14 protein-coding genes are annotated in these 14,631 nt (G+C 60.5%); 9 read left to right on the top strand and 5 right to left on the bottom strand.

What is annotated here, in order from left to right:
- Window positions 1–169: 169 nt before the first annotated feature.
- The 4 genes from BLR69_RS17885 (at window position 170) to BLR69_RS17870 (ending at window position 5,440) form a co-directional block, all read left to right on the top strand.
- Complete coding sequence (locus BLR69_RS17885; RefSeq protein ID WP_134434998.1) at window positions 170–3,112, top strand: hypothetical protein; 2,943 nt, start codon at window positions 170–172, stop codon at window positions 3,110–3,112.
- A gap of 75 nt (window positions 3,113–3,187) precedes the next feature.
- Window positions 3,188–4,537 carry a UDP-N-acetylmuramate:L-alanyl-gamma-D-glutamyl-meso-diaminopimelate ligase gene (gene mpl / locus BLR69_RS17880; RefSeq protein ID WP_071493682.1) on the top strand — a complete coding sequence of 450 codons (1,350 nt, stop codon included), beginning with the start codon at window positions 3,188–3,190 and terminating at the stop codon, window positions 4,535–4,537.
- Window positions 4,534–5,163 carry a flavin prenyltransferase UbiX gene (gene ubiX, locus BLR69_RS17875; RefSeq protein ID WP_028618086.1) on the top strand — a complete coding sequence of 210 codons (630 nt, stop codon included), beginning with the start codon at window positions 4,534–4,536 and terminating at the stop codon, window positions 5,161–5,163. Before mpl ends, ubiX begins: the two co-directional genes overlap by 4 nt.
- Window positions 5,156–5,440 (top strand): YceK/YidQ family lipoprotein, encoded by a 285-nt coding sequence (locus tag BLR69_RS17870; protein ID WP_071493681.1) that lies wholly within the window; start codon window positions 5,156–5,158, stop codon window positions 5,438–5,440. Before ubiX ends, BLR69_RS17870 begins: the two co-directional genes overlap by 8 nt.
- Window positions 5,441–5,553: 113 nt before the next feature.
- On the opposite strand, the gene BLR69_RS17865 is transcribed toward BLR69_RS17870, so the two are convergent.
- The 3 genes from BLR69_RS17865 to BLR69_RS17855 all read right to left on the bottom strand — a co-directional run bounded on the left by BLR69_RS17865 (window position 5,554) and on the right by BLR69_RS17855 (window position 8,504).
- A complete protein-coding gene (locus tag BLR69_RS17865) occupies window positions 5,554–6,195 on the bottom strand; it encodes an oxidoreductase (protein WP_058427782.1) in 642 nt (213 codons plus the stop codon).
- Window positions 6,196–6,224: 29 nt separating this feature from the next.
- Window positions 6,225–7,943, bottom strand: a complete 1,719-nt coding sequence (locus BLR69_RS17860; RefSeq protein WP_071493680.1) for a C13 family peptidase — start codon at window positions 7,941–7,943, stop codon at window positions 6,225–6,227.
- A gap of 105 nt (window positions 7,944–8,048) precedes the next feature.
- Window positions 8,049–8,504 carry a MaoC family dehydratase gene (locus BLR69_RS17855; RefSeq protein ID WP_003194496.1) on the bottom strand — a complete coding sequence of 152 codons (456 nt, stop codon included), beginning with the start codon at window positions 8,502–8,504 and terminating at the stop codon, window positions 8,049–8,051.
- A 181-nt stretch (window positions 8,505–8,685) separates the two neighbouring features.
- On the opposite strand from BLR69_RS17855, the gene BLR69_RS17850 reads away from it, so the two are divergent.
- From BLR69_RS17850 to BLR69_RS17840, 3 genes are read left to right on the top strand one after another with little or no spacing between them, the layout of a single operon-like run.
- Window positions 8,686–9,039 (top strand): CidA/LrgA family protein, encoded by a 354-nt coding sequence (locus BLR69_RS17850; protein ID WP_058427780.1) that lies wholly within the window; start codon window positions 8,686–8,688, stop codon window positions 9,037–9,039.
- The gene (locus BLR69_RS17845; protein WP_071493679.1) at window positions 9,036–9,752 is read left to right on the top strand and encodes an LrgB family protein; all 717 of its coding nucleotides are present in this window, start codon (window positions 9,036–9,038) and stop codon (window positions 9,750–9,752) included. The genes BLR69_RS17850 and BLR69_RS17845 overlap by 4 nt, the downstream gene beginning before the upstream one ends.
- 21 nt (window positions 9,753–9,773) lie before the next feature.
- Window positions 9,774–10,367: an LON peptidase substrate-binding domain-containing protein gene (locus BLR69_RS17840; protein ID WP_071493678.1), complete on the top strand. Its 594-nt coding sequence runs from the start codon at window positions 9,774–9,776 to the stop codon at window positions 10,365–10,367.
- On the opposite strand, the gene BLR69_RS17835 is transcribed toward BLR69_RS17840, so the two are convergent.
- Both BLR69_RS17835 and BLR69_RS17830 read right to left on the bottom strand, forming a co-directional pair.
- On the bottom strand, window positions 10,361–11,677 hold the full coding sequence (locus BLR69_RS17835; protein WP_071493677.1) for a bifunctional DedA family/phosphatase PAP2 family protein: 1,317 nt from the start codon (window positions 11,675–11,677) through the stop codon (window positions 10,361–10,363). The two genes, BLR69_RS17840 and BLR69_RS17835, sit on opposite strands and share 7 nt — an antisense overlap.
- A gap of 178 nt (window positions 11,678–11,855) precedes the next feature.
- A complete protein-coding gene (locus tag BLR69_RS17830; protein ID WP_071493742.1) occupies window positions 11,856–12,539 on the bottom strand; it encodes a DNA-3-methyladenine glycosylase in 684 nt (227 codons plus the stop codon).
- Window positions 12,540–12,713: 174 nt separating this feature from the next.
- On the opposite strand from BLR69_RS17830, the gene BLR69_RS17825 reads away from it, so the two are divergent.
- Window positions 12,714–13,979 (top strand): glutamate-5-semialdehyde dehydrogenase, encoded by a 1,266-nt coding sequence (locus BLR69_RS17825; protein WP_071493676.1) that lies wholly within the window; start codon window positions 12,714–12,716, stop codon window positions 13,977–13,979.
- The gene (gene nadD / locus BLR69_RS17820) at window positions 13,979–14,623 is read left to right on the top strand and encodes a nicotinate-nucleotide adenylyltransferase (protein ID WP_071493675.1); all 645 of its coding nucleotides are present in this window, start codon (window positions 13,979–13,981) and stop codon (window positions 14,621–14,623) included. Before BLR69_RS17825 ends, nadD begins: the two co-directional genes overlap by 1 nt.
- Window positions 14,624–14,631: the final 8 nt, after the last annotated feature.

The following is a 14,631-nucleotide window of genomic DNA, read 5'->3' as shown; positions in this document are numbered from 1 at the left end:
GCGCAAAATATCGTTGTTGGCTTTTGCAGTGAATGTTGATTTTACAACGTCGATAGGGAAGGTTTAGTAGACGGTCATTGGGAGTAAGCCTGGCGCTGAATGGAGTCTCTGTGACAGGCTTTTATGAAAGATTGCCCCGTCGTGCGCAATAGCTTTCGAGAATGTCGCCATGATTTCCAACTATCTGGATTCATCACGTTCTATACCGCTTTATCCTCAAACCGATTCGCCGATAGATAACAAATTTAACGGTGCAACTCCTCCAGATAAATCCATAACTTTCCCCCCCTCACGATATCGACGCAGTGCCGAGTCTCCACAAACGGCTGATTATGGTGGGCTACTCACCAAAGAAGTCCCTTTGGCGGCTGACGCCCAAGCCAAATTACGCCAGGTAGTTGCCACTTGGAAAACCGCTCAACCGAAAGCAAAAACTGATGAAGCCAGCGGTATGCCGAGCCTTGTCGAACTCTTGCGGCTTACCCTTCCTGAACCCTTACGGTCTGGTAAGGGTGAACCTGAAAAAATCCTTAACGCCATTCTCGATTCTCCAGAAGGCATGGCGTTGGCCAGGTTGCTCCAGGACAGCATCGACGCAGTACCCACGGCTACCAGCCTGCAGGAAGTACTGCTTAGCGCGCTATTGTTGGATGTGGATTCGGCAGGAGGCCTGGAGCGTAATAATCTGGCAGGGTACTCGTTGCGTCAGCCAGATAATTGGGGCTACAGCGCTGCGCAAATTGTCACGCGTTTTGAAGAGCATCTGGCCACTCGGTTCGGCGAAGCCAATGCCAAAATCATCGCCTTTCAACTGTTGTCGGTGTCTGCCCCCGAGTTTCTCGTAAAGGAGCTGCCCTCGGCGCTGGTGTATGGTTCCCACCAATGGGCCTCCTTCAGTGCAGCGGTGGCTCGGCAAGAGGCGAGTCACCCGGGATCAACGCATGCGAAAACCTATGCGCAGATCATGGAACTCGATGAGAGAGCGCCTGTTTCTGAGCTTGAAAAGCTTCAGCAACAACTCGCTCAGATGACGGCCGTTATCGACTGGGGTATTGCCAACGGCATTATTGTTGAAAAAAGCGATGATGCGTACACCCCCGAGGAAGTCGAAAGCGCATTGAAGGCCATGCAAGCACAGTATAAAACCTTGGCTGATTCCGTTGATGCGCTGTCCACGGCGATGCCAACCCGGCGAGAGTTGGCGCTCGTTGAGCTGAGGCGCGTGTATGGCGTCGAAAATGAAGCTTTTTTTGAGCAGAAGCTGCTGGCGGATGTCCCGCCGGGGTCGCCCGGCCGAAAAGCCTATTCGCTGCTGGATATTTACATGTCAGGTGATCTGGGTAAGCACTTCTGGATCTCCAGCGACCCTGACTTCAATACCGTGAAAGTGAATTTGGGTTTTCAGAAGTTACCAAATATCAAACAGCAGTTTGATGAAAGCTTCGACAAATACATCCAAGGGCTCAAGGACGGTTTTGCCGCGCAGTTTAAGTATCAACTCTCATTGCTCCCGCTCGAAGATCGGCGGCTGATTGAATACGGCAAGGTCACGACATTCTCTCTCCAGACGCCCGGTGTCAATCAGGGCCCCGTCAGCGCCGATCATAAAATTCAAGCGTATATAGGCAGCGGCGCGGTACTTATCAGGGCTGAACGTGATGGGAAGGTTTGTCATTATTTGTATTCACCCGCGCAGGGCCGAATCATCAAGGATGCCGACCCTTCCAGGCCCGGCCTGCAGTTTCCAGGCTCTCGTTTGTACTTCTCCATGTCGCTGCCTGATTCGCCGGGCGGTAAAGCACCACCGGTTACTATCCTGTGGCAGGCAGTCGGTAGTACATCGCCGAAAAACGACCCGGTGGACTTTTCCGCCTATCGTATCTATCCCTCCAAATCGTTGGAGGCCGGTATACCCGGAGAGCATCCCGCCCCGCCGACGACTTTTTTTTCGTCTAAAACCGATGAACTGTCAGTCGCTGTCGGTGCTTATTTCACGCGAGGTTTGGATGAGGCGAAAGCAACGGCCAATGGCAGCACAGAGCAAGAGCGGGAAAGCGCGCGTTCACAGGCCGTCAAGGCGTTCTTTTTAAGCCTGATTCCTTTCTACAGTGCGGTTGAAAGTTTTATTAATGGCAGGCCCGCTGAAGGCTTTTTCAATTTAGTGCTGGATGTGTTTGGCTTTTTTATTCCGGGGTTAAAAGGCGGGGTCCAAGGCGTCAAGCAGGGTGTTAGAGCCGGATTGGGCACGACGCTGAATTTCATCAAGGGTTTTGGCAAGGCCGGCGTGAAAGCGCTTAACCCTCTAGCAGGTATTTATGACGTGGGCCGTGGTGTATTTAAACTGGGTAAGGCCGGCTTTAAAAAAATCAGCCGTCTTGGCGGGCGTGGCCGCAGTTTTGATCTTCCCCAACCAGGCAACAAAGACGGGATTGCCGAAGGCCTCTACAGGCCGTTGGGCGCTAATAGCGATGCGGTTCCCGTCGTTGCCGTGGAGCGCAACGGAAAATGGTATGCCTTCGACCCTGTGACCCAAACGCCATACGGTGCGCCATTGAAGGACTTTGTCCAGTCCTCTGCTTCCGCTTTTGTCGGTCAGGTCAAGCGCTGGGCAATGGAAGCGGTGACCGATGCTGGCATTGTGGCAGCTGTCATTGAGGTGCAAAAAGCTCTTCAAAACCACTATGAGCGTCCTGCTGCTCCTGGCGGCGGTATTAACCCCGGCGACGTAGAAGTTGCAGACCTGGGCCCGGCAGTTGAACCCGTTGACCCTGCCCTTCGCGCTCGCGTCGACGCTGCAACGCAGGGCGCCAGTGAGTTGGGTAAGTTGTTGTTGCAATTGATGCCGGGTGTTGTGGTGGACATCCCGGAATGGTCCAGCGAACCGCTGCAGGCCGTCGATCAGTTGGAGGCTTTCGTGGAGTTGCTTGAGGAACTCACCATTGATCTTGCACAGGCTTATGAGGTTTTCTTCAAGCCGTACAAACACGAAGACTCCGTCAGTCAAGGCAACGGGGACGTTGCGGATCGACTGAACACAATTGAGAAAAAAATAGCTGCCATACGTGACGCGCTGACGCAGGTGTCGACACGGCATACGCAAGCCGCCGCATAGCGTGGGCGGCTCACCTAAAGAGTGCGATTTCCCCGTCCCTGCGCTAACCTGCCTCGATGTTTTACGAGGTCGACTATGCACATTCATATTCTCGGTATTTGCGGCACATTCATGGGCTCGATGGCGGTTCTGGCCAAAGAACTGGGCCATCACGTCACCGGCTCCGACGCCAACGTCTATCCGCCCATGAGTACGCAACTCGAGGCCCAGGGTATCGAGCTGACCCAAGGCTACGACCCGGCGCAATTCGACCCGGTCCCGGACCTCGTGGTGATCGGCAATGCCATGTCCCGTGGCAACCCGGCGGTCGAATACGTCCTTAATAAAGGTTTGCCTTATGTGTCTGGCCCGCAGTGGCTGGCCGACCATGTATTGCAAGGCCGTTGGGTATTGGCAGTCGCCGGCACCCACGGCAAGACCACCACCAGTAGCATGCTGGCCTGGGTGCTGGAGCACGCGGGCATGAGCCCGGGTTTCCTGATCGGTGGCGTGCCGCAGAACTTCTCGGTGTCGGCCCGCCTGGGCGACACGCCGTTCTTCGTGATCGAGGCGGATGAATACGACAGCGCGTTCTTCGACAAACGCTCCAAGTTCGTTCACTACCGCCCACGCACCGCGATCTTGAACAACCTCGAGTTCGATCACGCCGACATCTTCCCTGACCTCGCGGCCATCGAGCGCCAGTTCCACCACTTGGTGCGGACCATTCCCAGCGAAGGCCTGGTGATCCACCCGACCACCGAGCCGGCCTTGCAGCGCGTAATCGAGATGGGTTGCTGGACCCCGGTGCAAACCACCGGCACGGGCGGGCAGTGGCAGGTCAAGTTACTCAGTGAAGACGGTTCGCGCTTTGAAGTGCTGTTCGAAGGTGAAGCCCAGGGCATCGTCGAGTGGGACATGACCGGCCAGCATAACGTTGCCAACGCTTTGGTGACCCTGGCGGCTGCGCGGCATGTAGGTGTGGTGCCGTCCATGGGCATTGCCGCGCTGAGTGCATTCAAGAGTGTGAAGCGGCGTATGGAAAAAGTCGCCGATGTGAATGGGATTACCATCTACGACGACTTTGCCCACCACCCCACGGCGATTGCCACCACCCTGGATGGGCTGCGCAAGCGGGTTGGCGATGCGCCGATCATCGCGATTGTCGAGCCGCGCTCCAACTCGATGAAGCTTGGCGCGCACCGCGACGGCCTGCCGGAAAGTGTCAACGACGCCGACCAGGTGGTCTGGTACGCACCGGCCAACCTCGGCTGGGACCTGCCGGCGATTGCCGCCTTGTGCACCGTACCGTCCATCGTCTGCGACTCCATCGAAGACATCATCGAACACGTCAAACACCAGGCTAAGCCAGGCACCCATGTGGTGGTCATGAGCAACGGTGGCTTTGGCGGCCTGCATGGCAAACTGGCCGAGGCGTTGAAATGAGCGGCCCTGAGCGCGTCACCCTGGCGATGACCGGCGCATCCGGTGCGCCCTATGGTCTTCGCCTGCTCGATTGCCTGGTGCGTGAAGACCGCGAGGTGCACTTCCTGATCTCCAAGGCCGCGCAGTTGGTGATGGCCACCGAGACCGACGTGGCGCTGCCACCCAAGGTGCAGACCATGCAGGCATTTCTCACCGAATACACCGGTGCGGCGGCGGGGCAGATCAAGGTCTACGGTAAAGAAGACTGGATGTCGCCGGTGGCGTCCGGCTCCGGTGCGCCGGCGGCGATGGTGGTGGTGCCGTGTTCCACGGGCACTTTGTCGGCGATTGCCACGGGGGCCTGTAACAACCTGATCGAACGGGCGGCGGACGTGACCTTGAAAGAGCGCCGCCAGTTGATCTTGGTACCCCGTGAGGCGCCTTACTCCAGTATTCACCTGGAGCATATGCTCAAGTTGTCGAACATGGGCGTGACCATTCTGCCGGCCTCTCCGGGTTTCTATCACCAGCCGCAGACCATCGATGATCTGGTGGACTTTGTGGTGGCGCGCATTCTCAACCTGTTGAACATTCCCCAGGACATGCTGCCACGTTGGGGCGAGCACCATTTGAGCAGCGATGAATAAGGCACTGTTGGTCCTGCTGGCGCTGCAACTGACGGGCTGTGCCACCGCACGGACGTTGGACGCGGCGCAACCGGGCGCACCGGTGGTGTATGCCGGCACGCGGTTGGATTTGTATGCAATGAATGGCGGCTGCTGCGCCAAGGACAGGTTTGGTGCCGAGGCGCCGGGTTATCCTGGGGTGGATCTGCCGGCGAGTGCGTTGCTCGATACCTTGTTGTTGCCGCTGTCGGTGTTGACGGTACTTGGGGTTGGCTTCAACGCTACGGGTGGTCTTTAAATGACAAGTGGCTGTGCTGGCCTCATCGCGGGCAAGCCCGGCTCCCACAGGGAACGCATTCCACATGTGGGAGCTGGCTTGCCTGCGATGACGCCCTTCCGTTCACCACAAAACTACTTGCCTAGCTTGCGCAACTCGTCCGACTCCACCACCCGCACCCCATCCTGTTCTTCCAGCGCCAGGCGCCACATGGCGCGGGCCAGTTCGCACACTTCGATGCCACGGTATTTGCCCGGAATCAATCGCGACAGCGGCCCGGCCAGTTGCTCCGCCAGGCGCGGTTCCAAGCGCTCCCCCAGCAACAACGATGGCCGCACGATGGTCAGTTGTGGCCAGTCCTGCGCCCTCAAGGCTTGCTCCATTTCCCCCTTGACCCGGTTGTAGAACACCGAGGATTTCGGGTCGGCGCCAATTGCGCTGATCACGATCAGGTGCCGCGCGCCCATTTCCCGCGCGCGCTTGGCGAAGGCCACGACCATGTCCAGGTCAACCGCGCGAAAGGCGGCTTCGGAGCCGGCTTGTTTGATGGTGGTGCCCAGGCAGCAGAAAGCGATATCGACGCGGCCGCTCAGTTGCGGCAAGAACACCGCCGGGTCGCCTACCGGGTTTTCCAGGTGAGGGTGTTCGGCCAGCGGCTTGCGGCTGGGTGCGAGCACGCGGGTCACGGTGGGTTCGTTGAGCAGGCGGTCGAGCAGGTGTTCGCCAGTAAGGCCTGTGGCTCCGGCGAGCAAGATATGCTGAGGCGTCAGGTACATGGTGTTTCCCCCTTGTTACACGTTACAGCTTAGTTGCCTTTGGCTTCCTTGCTATCCATTGAGACGCTTTCCAGCGCCTTTCGTGCCTGCTGTTTGCGTAATAGTTGCCAATGGGCGATCACACCCTTCGGGGCCCAGATCTGCGGTTCGGAGGCTTCGAAGTTGTCCGCCTGTTCGCGTTCGGCCACATGCAGTTGCGCCAGCTTGAAGGCTTGCTGCAAGTCGTCGGTCTGGTTGAGGGCTTGGGCGAAGAGGGCGTCGCCGAAGTAGGTGAAGTCGGCTTCCTCGGAGCAGCCGAAGGACACGCGGTCTGCCCGGGAGGCGGTCATGATCAGCGTGTGCTCATCCTTCAAGGCGGGGATGAAGCCGCCGGAGTAGCAGGCCGAAATCACCACGATCTTGTCGCGGTTCTTCAGTGGCGCCAGCACGGCGGCCAGCTCATCGGCTGGCAGGTCGGCCAGCTCCATGCGCGGTTGGTCCAGCACCAGTTCGTGTTCGTGAGTACCGTGGCTGGTCATGTAGATGAACACCAGGTCTTCCGGGCCAGTGCGTTCGGCCAGGGTTTGCACGGCGCGGCGCAAGCTTTCGCGGGTGGCCAGGGGGCGATCGGTGATGTGATCGCGGTGGTTGACCAGGCGAATCTGCCCGCGTGCGCCGAAGCGGGTGGCGAGCATGTTGCTGACATAATCGGCTTCGCGCAGGAACACACTTTGTTTACCGTCGCCGGCCACGGCCAGGGTGTACAGCTCCACGGCGGGGGTGGAGGCAGGCACGGCGGCGAGGGCAGCATCCAGCAGGCGGCCTTGGGCCAGCACGCCAATTTCCAATGGGTCGGGCAGCAGTTTGCCGTCGGCATCACGTACGCGCATGCCATTGACCCAGGTGCCGGCCTGCACGGTGCCATCGGTGAGCACCAGGGTGCCTTTGCCTTGATAGCTGTCGCTGTCGAAACCGCCGATATAGAAGCTGCCATCGGTGAGGTTCAGGCGGCCTTCGCCGGTAAAGCGCCAATCAGCGAACTGGCCGACGTAGTGGCTGCCGTCTACACCGATCAACTCGCCCTTGCCGCTGAGCGCGCCTTCCTTGAACTGGCCGATCCACACGTCGCCGTCGGCATTCTCGTAGCGGCCCTTGCCGTTGAGCTGGTTCTGCTTGAACTGGCCAACATAGATGTCGCCATCGGCGCTGTTGAAGGTGCCATTGCCTTCCAGCTGGCCATCGACGAAGTGGCCGCTGAACTGGTTGCCGCTGTCGTCGTTGCGCTGGCCTTCGCCATTCGGTTTGCCGTGGGCGAACTGGCCCTGGTACTGGCTGCCGTCCGCCAGTTCCAGGCGACCGAGGCCGGAATACTGGTCGTCCTTGAATTCGCCGCGGTAGGTCATTTGCCCCTCTTTGAGGGTGCCTTCGCCATTGCGTCGTCCGTTCTTGAAACCACCGACATAGTGGCTGCCCGCCGTGGTCAGGCTGCCCTGGCCATCGAACAGGCCTTGCTGGAACCGGCCTTTATAGACCTCGCCGTTGCTGCCATGCCATTCGCCCTGGCCGTGCCACTGGCCCTTGTCGAACTGCCCGGCGTACCAGCTGCCGTTGGGGTAGTCCACACGGCCCTGGCCCTGCAGCAAGCCATCGACCACATCGCCCCGGTAGCGGCCGCCATCGGGCAGGCGCGCATCGGGCGGCAACAGCGATTCGCCGTCTCCGCAAGCGGTGAGCAACAGGGCAAGGGCGAGGGGAGCGAGTGGGCGCATAGCGGGATCCGGATAATTGAGCGCCGAGTATGCCGCAGCTGCGAGTTTCATACATAAATTTACATACCCTGTGGTGAGGTTTATTTCCTCACCACAGGCGCGGTCTTACACGAAGCAGAGGGACAACGACTCGGCAATGTAAGCCGGTTTTTCCTGGCCTTCGATTTCCAGGGTGGCGGTGGCTTTGAACAGCCACTGGCCTGGCTTTTTCTCGGTGACATCGGTCAGGGTCACGTTCAGGCGCACCTTGGAATTGACCTTCACCGGCTGGATGAAGCGCACGCTGTCCAGCCCATAGTTGACCGCCATCTTCAGGCCTTCGGGCATGATCAGGATGTCTTCCATCAGCTTGGGCATCAGTGACAACGACAGGAAACCGTGGGCAATGGTGCTGCCGAACGGGGTTTGCGCGGCCTTGACCGGGTCGACATGGATGAACTGATGATCGCCCGTGGCCTCGGCGAACAGGTTGATGCGCGCCTGGTCGATGGTGAGCCATTCGGAACGTCCCAGTTCCTTGCCGACATAGTCTTTGAGCTGCGCTACGGGTACATAGGGCATTGCGTCTCTCCTTGGTTCATCATTTTTGCCGCCCTGCAGGGCGTGTTTTTTATGGGCTACAGAGAACCAATGTAGATCATCATGGCCAATCGGCCCGGTCAACCCACCATGCTTTTGGCGAATGCCGATGCATAGGGCGGGCATGCTTATAATGCGGGCGAGTTTCGAGGGGGAAGAACGGATGCTGTTACGGGGCCTGACCTGGCTGGTGCTGTTTCAACTGATCGGCACCGCGATCAATCATTTGCTGGTGCCGGTGCTGCCGGGGCCGATCATCGGGCTGCTGCTGATGCTGGGCTTTCTGGTCTGGCGCGGCGAAGTCGGCGAGCCATTGAGCCTGGCCGCCAGCAGCCTTTTGCGTTACCTGCCGTTGCTGCTGGTGCCGCCGGCGGTGGGCGTGATGGTTTACGCCAAGGACATCGCTGCGGACTTCTGGGCCATCGTCGGCGCGCTGGTGTTATCGCTGGTGATTGCCATGGGCTTTGTCGGCGTGTTGATGCAGCAGATGGTCAAGCGCAAGGAGAAGGACCAATGACCGTCGACTGGCAGGGCGCCTGGATGGCGGTGATCCATCACCCGTTGTTCGGCATTGGCATCACCCTCGGTGCCTATCAACTGGTACTGGCCGGTTTCGAGAAAACCCGCTGGATCTTCCTGCAACCGGTACTGGTGTCCATGCTACTGGTGATCGGCGTGCTGATCAGCTGTGGCCTGAGCTACGCCGAGTACCGCAAGAGCACCGAGATCATGGGCATCCTGCTGGGCCCGGCGACGGTGGCCCTGGCGGTGCCGCTCTATTTGAACCTGCGGCGTATTCGCCAATTGTTCTGGCCGATTTTTACTACGCTGGTGATAGGCGGGGTGTTGGCCACCGGCCTTTGCGTACTGCTGGGCTGGTGGTTTGGCGCCGAACATAGGATGTTGATGACCATGGCGCCCAAGTCGGTGACCTCACCGATCGCCATGCTGGTGGCCGAGCAGATCGGCGGTGTGGCGGCATTGGCGGCGGTGTTTGTGCTGATCACCGGGGTGATCGGCGCGATGATCGGCCCGGCCTACCTGTCGCGGCTCGGCGTGCACAGCCCTGAGGCGCGAGGCATGGCCCTGGGCATGACCGCCCACGCGGTCGGCACCTCGGTGGCGTTGCAGGAAAGCGAAGAGTGCGGCGCCTTTGCGGCGCTGGCCATGAGTCTGATGGGCGTGGCCACGGCAGTGTTCCTGCCGCTGGCTGTGTCGGTGATCGTTTAAACCGGGTTTAAGGAAACCTTTATGAGTCTGGCGCTGTTCCCGCTCAATACCGTGCTGTTCCCAGGCTGCACTCTCGACCTGCAACTGTTCGAGGCGCGCTACCTGGACATGATTGCCCGCTGCATGAAAAAGGGCGAAAGCTTCGGCGTGGTGTGCATCCTCGACGGCAAGGAAGTGGGCCTGGCCCCGGACGGTTACGCGTTGATTGGGTGCGAGGCACTGATCCGCGACTTCAAGCAGCAGGACAATGGCCTGCTGGGGATTCGTGTCGAAGGTGGTCGCCGGTTCCGGGTGCGCGACGCCGGCGTGCAGAAAGACCAACTGCTGGTGGCCGACGTGCAGTGGCTCGAAGAACTGCCGGACCAACCGCTGGAAGAAGAGGACGCTGACCTGCTGGCGTTACTCCAGGCCTTGGCCGAGCACCCGATGGTGGCCTCGCTGGACATGGACGCCCACGCCGACGGGCAGCAAGCCTTGGGCAATCAGCTGGCGTATCTGCTGCCCTTCACCGAGGCCGACAAGATCGACCTGTTGCAACTCGATGATCCGCAGCAGCGCCTGGATGCGATCCAGATGCTGCTCGATGAGTTGCAGGGCGAGCTGTTCACTCAATAGGCATAACGCAGCAGGGCGTGGGGCGTGCCGGTGAGGGCGATAAAGCTGAGCACCGCCACCAACGCCGGCAGCAACAGCCACCAGGCTTTTTGCGGCATGGCCGGCAGTGGGCTGCGGTACTGGCTGACACCCAGGCTGAACGCACACACCGTCATCGCCAGCAGCGTGCCGGCCAGGATGTCCGTGGGCCAATGCGCGCCGAGGTAGACCCGCGACAACGCGATGAACGCGGCGGGAATACAGCCCAGCAGCATCCAGGTCAGGCGCAACCGGATGGGTTGCCCGCGCCCGGCCAGGACCGCCAGGGCCAGGAAGAACGCAAATGCGCCGGATGCATGGCCGCTGGGCATACTGAAACTGGTCAGCGGGTCTGTGAGGATTTCCGGGCGGCCACGGGCAAAAAACAGCTTGGTTCCGGTGTTGATTACAGCCGCCCCGGCGAGAGTCGCGCCGACAAACAGCGCATGGCGCCATTGCCGAGCCACTAGCAGCAAGCCGGTAAACACGGCACTGGCGACGAACATCTTCTTGAACTCGCCCAGTTGGGTGATGCGCACCATTACTTCGTCCAGCCAGGGGCTGCGGTGTTCCTGCACCAGGGCGCTCAGGCCCTGGTCAAAATCGTTGAGATGGGGGTAGCCGATAAACAAGGCGATCAACATCGTCAGGCTGGCGCAACCGATCCATAGGGTGGCACGACGATGGCCGCGCAGGCTGCTGTTCAAGCTCAGGCCCACCACCACCGCGATACAGGCGGCTACCACCCCCGCTTCAGGCCAGAAACCCTCCGGCAATGGCAGGCGGAACGCCGCGCCGGTTGCCCAGCCTGGCAGCAGGTACGCCACCGACCAGCCCGCCGCCGCCACGATGCTCACCGCCGCGAAGCGCGGGAAGGGCATGTCGCACATCCCGGCCACCATCGGCAACATGGGCCGCAGGGGGCCGATGAAGCGCCCGACCAGCAGGCTGGCAATGCCGTACTTGTGGAAGTAGGTTTCGGCGCCGTTCATCCACTCAGGGTGATGACGCAAGCCGGGCAAACGCCGGATGTTCTGATGGAAATGTCGCCCCAGGTAGTAGGAAACCCCGTCGCCCAGCAAGCCGCCGAGGAAACCCAGCAACAGGGTTTCGCTCAGTGACAGCGCGCCGCTGCCGGCGAGGGCGGCAATGGCAAACAACAATACCGTGCCTGGCACGATCAGCCCGGCGATGGCCAGGCATTCCACACAGGCGACAATAAACACCGCGACCGCCAGCCATTCGGGGTTCAGGGTCAACCAGCCGGTAATGCTATCGAGCCATTGGCCCATACACTCAACTCCATTATTGAAATACATAACTTGAGACAGTGAAGATCAACTGTGGGAGCGGGCTTGCTCGCGAATGCGGTGTGTCAGCAATGCATGCATTGACTGACACACCGCATTCGCGAGCAAGCCCGCTCCCACATTGGTTCTGCGTCAATGCAGACTTCAATGTTCCATTGGCTCAAACCCATAAATAATCCCGGCCTTCGACCTGGCCCCGGCGCAGCGGGTTCCGCGTGCAATAAGGCGCATAACCAGCATCGACGAAGCGGTACATCAGGTGTTCATCACGTCCGCTGGGGATACCCAGGCGGGTGGTCTGGATGATCTGGGCCGGGGTCTGCCCCACATCCTCCACGTAGAGCCGTTCCTGATCGAAGCGCTTGGCGTCCCACATCGGAACTTTCAGCCCCAGGGCTTTGCACAGCAGGGTCTGGCCGGCGCACAGCTTTTGCGAGGCGCGGGGGCTGCCGTCGGGGTTCGGGTTATTCAACAACATCTGCGCCAGGCTCGCCGGGCCGGATAATTCATCGACCCATGGATAGGCTGATTTGATCAACACGGCATTGCCTGGCCCATGGGCGCTGAAGTTCAGCGAATCGCCACCGCGGGCGTAGTACATGTAGATATGCCCGCCATCCAGAAACAAAGCCTTACGCTTTTCTGTGTAGCCCAATGAGGCGTGACTGCCTTTTTCCGCCACGTAATAAGCTTCGGTTTCGATAATTCGCGCCGAAAGCCAGGTTTCGCCGACGCGATGGCGGATGACTTTTCCGAGCAGTTCCCGCGCAAGTGTTTGCGCGTCACGGTCGAAGAAGCAGTCGGGCAGGGCGCTGGCGGGGAGTCGGGGCGATGAACTGGGCATGGCGGTCAGGGTAAATACGGCAAAATGTGACGGAATCATAACAACTCCCGCCTTAATTACTGCTGAACCCCAGGTTTTTACAGTTCATTTCGACCATCCGCCCCTCACCGCTGTCAGTCGGGCGGCGTCACAGCTATAATCTGCCGCTTTCCTCCCTGCCAAGACTCCCTGACCATGACTGAGTCCGTTCTTGACTACATGACCCGCCTGGGTCGCGCTGCCCGTCAGGCCTCGCGGTTGATCGCCCGTGCGAGCACCGCGCAGAAGAACCGTGCCCTGCTGGCCGCCGCCGATGCTCTGGATGCTTCGCGCTCCGAGCTCAGCGCCGCCAACGAACTGGACCTGGCCAACGGCCGCGCCAATGGCCTGGAGCCGGCCCTGCTGGACCGCCTGGCCCTGACCCCGACACGTATCGACGACATGATCGAAGGCCTGCGTCAGGTGGCCAAGCTGCCTGACCCCATCGGTGAAATCCGCGACATGCGTTACCTGCCGTCCGGCATCCAGGTCGGCAAGATGCGCGTGCCCCTGGGCGTGATCGGCATCATTTATGAGTCGCGTCCGAACGTGACCATCGACGCCGCGAGCCTGTGCCTCAAGTCCGGCAACGCCACCATCCTGCGCGGCGGCTCCGAGGCGATCAATTCCAACCGTGCCATCGCGGCCTGCATCCAGCAGGGCCTGGCCGTGGCCGAGTTGCCCGCCGAAGTGGTGCAAGTGGTGGAAACCACCGACCGCGCCGCCGTGGGCGCGCTGATCACCATGCCGGAATTCGTCGACGTGATCGTTCCGCGCGGTGGCAAGAGCCTGATCGAACGCGTCAGCCGCGATGCCAAGGTGCCTGTGATCAAGCACCTGGACGGCGTGTGCCACGTGTACATCGACATCGCCGCCGACATCGACAAGGCGATCCGCATCGCCGACAACGCCAAGACCCACCGCTACGCCCCGTGCAACACCATGGAAACCCTGCTGGTGCACGTCGGCATTGCCGAGCGCGTGCTGCCGCCGCTGGCTGCCATCTACCGCGACAAGGGCGTTGAATTGCGCGGTTGCGAGCGCACCCGTGCGCTGCTGGGCGCGGACGTGATCGAGGCGACCGAGCTGGACTGGTACACCGAATACACCGCGCCGATCCTGTCGATCAAGATCGTCGATGACCTCGACGAGGCTATCGAACACATCAACACCTACGGTTCCAAGCACACCGATGCCATCGTCTCCGAGCATTTCAGCGATGCGCGGCGCTTCCTCAACGAAGTGGATTCCGCTTCGGTGATGATCAACGCCTCGACGCGCTTTGCCGACGGCTTCGAATACGGCCTGGGCGCGGAGATCGGGATTTCCACCGACAAGCTCCACGCCCGCGGCCCGGTCGGGCTGGAAGGCCTGACCAGCGAGAAGTACGTGGTGTTCGGCGACGGTCATGTGCGCACTTGATGGGTAAACGCATCGGGCTGCTCGGCGGTACCTTCGACCCCGTGCACATCGGCCATTTGCGCAGTGCCCTGGAAGTCGCGGATGCCCTCGCGCTGGACGAGCTGCGCGTGATGCCCAACGCGCGCCCGCCCCATCGCGATACGCCTCAGGTGTCGCCGCAGCAACGCCTTGAGATGGTGCGCCTGGCGGTGGAAGGCATAACGCCGCTGGTGGTGGACGACCGCGAACTCAAGCGCGATAAACCGTCCTACACTGTTGACACTCTGGAACTGATACGTGCCGAGTTGGCCGCGGATGACCAGTTGTTTTTGCTTCTGGGCTGGGACGCTTTTTGCGGCCTGCCCTCTTGGCATCGCTGGGAGGAACTCCTCCAGCATTGCCACATCCTGGTTCTGCAACGCCCGGATGCCGACAGCGAACCGCCGGATGCCTTGCGCAACCTGCTGGCCGCGCGGTCGGTAAGTGACCCCTTGGCCCTGACCGGGCCGAACGGGAATATTGCATTCGTCTGGCAGACCCCGCTTGCGGTGTCCGCCACCCAGATCCGTCAACTGCTGGCCAGCGGGAAGTCGGTACGTTTCCTGGTGCCTGACGCGGTCCTGGCCTACATCGATGCGCACGGGCTTTACCGTGCGTCGAACTGAAAAGGCGC

The organism is Pseudomonas azotoformans, from assembly GCF_900103345.1.
GTDB lineage: Bacteria > Pseudomonadota > Gammaproteobacteria > Pseudomonadales > Pseudomonadaceae > Aquipseudomonas > Aquipseudomonas azotoformans.
This window is presented reverse-complemented; position numbering and strand designations above follow the sequence as displayed.

Bases quoted from the DNA above. Each gene is read 5' to 3' on its own strand.
- BLR69_RS17885 (WP_134434998.1), top strand. From the start codon at position 170: ATGATTTCCAACTATCTGGATTCATCACGTTCTATACCGCTTTATCCT.
- mpl (WP_071493682.1), top strand. From the start codon at position 3,188: ATGCACATTCATATTCTCGGTATTTGCGGCACATTCATGGGCTCGATG.
- ubiX (WP_028618086.1), top strand. From the start codon at position 4,534: ATGAGCGGCCCTGAGCGCGTCACCCTGGCGATGACCGGCGCATCCGGT.
- BLR69_RS17870 (WP_071493681.1), top strand. From the start codon at position 5,156: ATGAATAAGGCACTGTTGGTCCTGCTGGCGCTGCAACTGACGGGCTGT.
- BLR69_RS17865 (WP_058427782.1), bottom strand. From the start codon at position 6,195: ATGTACCTGACGCCTCAGCATATCTTGCTCGCCGGAGCCACAGGCCTT.
- BLR69_RS17860 (WP_071493680.1), bottom strand. From the start codon at position 7,943: ATGCGCCCACTCGCTCCCCTCGCCCTTGCCCTGTTGCTCACCGCTTGC.
- BLR69_RS17855 (WP_003194496.1), bottom strand. From the start codon at position 8,504: ATGCCCTATGTACCCGTAGCGCAGCTCAAAGACTATGTCGGCAAGGAA.
- BLR69_RS17850 (WP_058427780.1), top strand. From the start codon at position 8,686: ATGCTGTTACGGGGCCTGACCTGGCTGGTGCTGTTTCAACTGATCGGC.
- BLR69_RS17845 (WP_071493679.1), top strand. From the start codon at position 9,036: ATGACCGTCGACTGGCAGGGCGCCTGGATGGCGGTGATCCATCACCCG.
- BLR69_RS17840 (WP_071493678.1), top strand. From the start codon at position 9,774: ATGAGTCTGGCGCTGTTCCCGCTCAATACCGTGCTGTTCCCAGGCTGC.
- BLR69_RS17835 (WP_071493677.1), bottom strand. From the start codon at position 11,677: ATGGGCCAATGGCTCGATAGCATTACCGGCTGGTTGACCCTGAACCCC.
- BLR69_RS17830 (WP_071493742.1), bottom strand. From the start codon at position 12,539: ATGCCCAGTTCATCGCCCCGACTCCCCGCCAGCGCCCTGCCCGACTGC.
- BLR69_RS17825 (WP_071493676.1), top strand. From the start codon at position 12,714: ATGACTGAGTCCGTTCTTGACTACATGACCCGCCTGGGTCGCGCTGCC.
- nadD (WP_071493675.1), top strand. From the start codon at position 13,979: ATGGGTAAACGCATCGGGCTGCTCGGCGGTACCTTCGACCCCGTGCAC.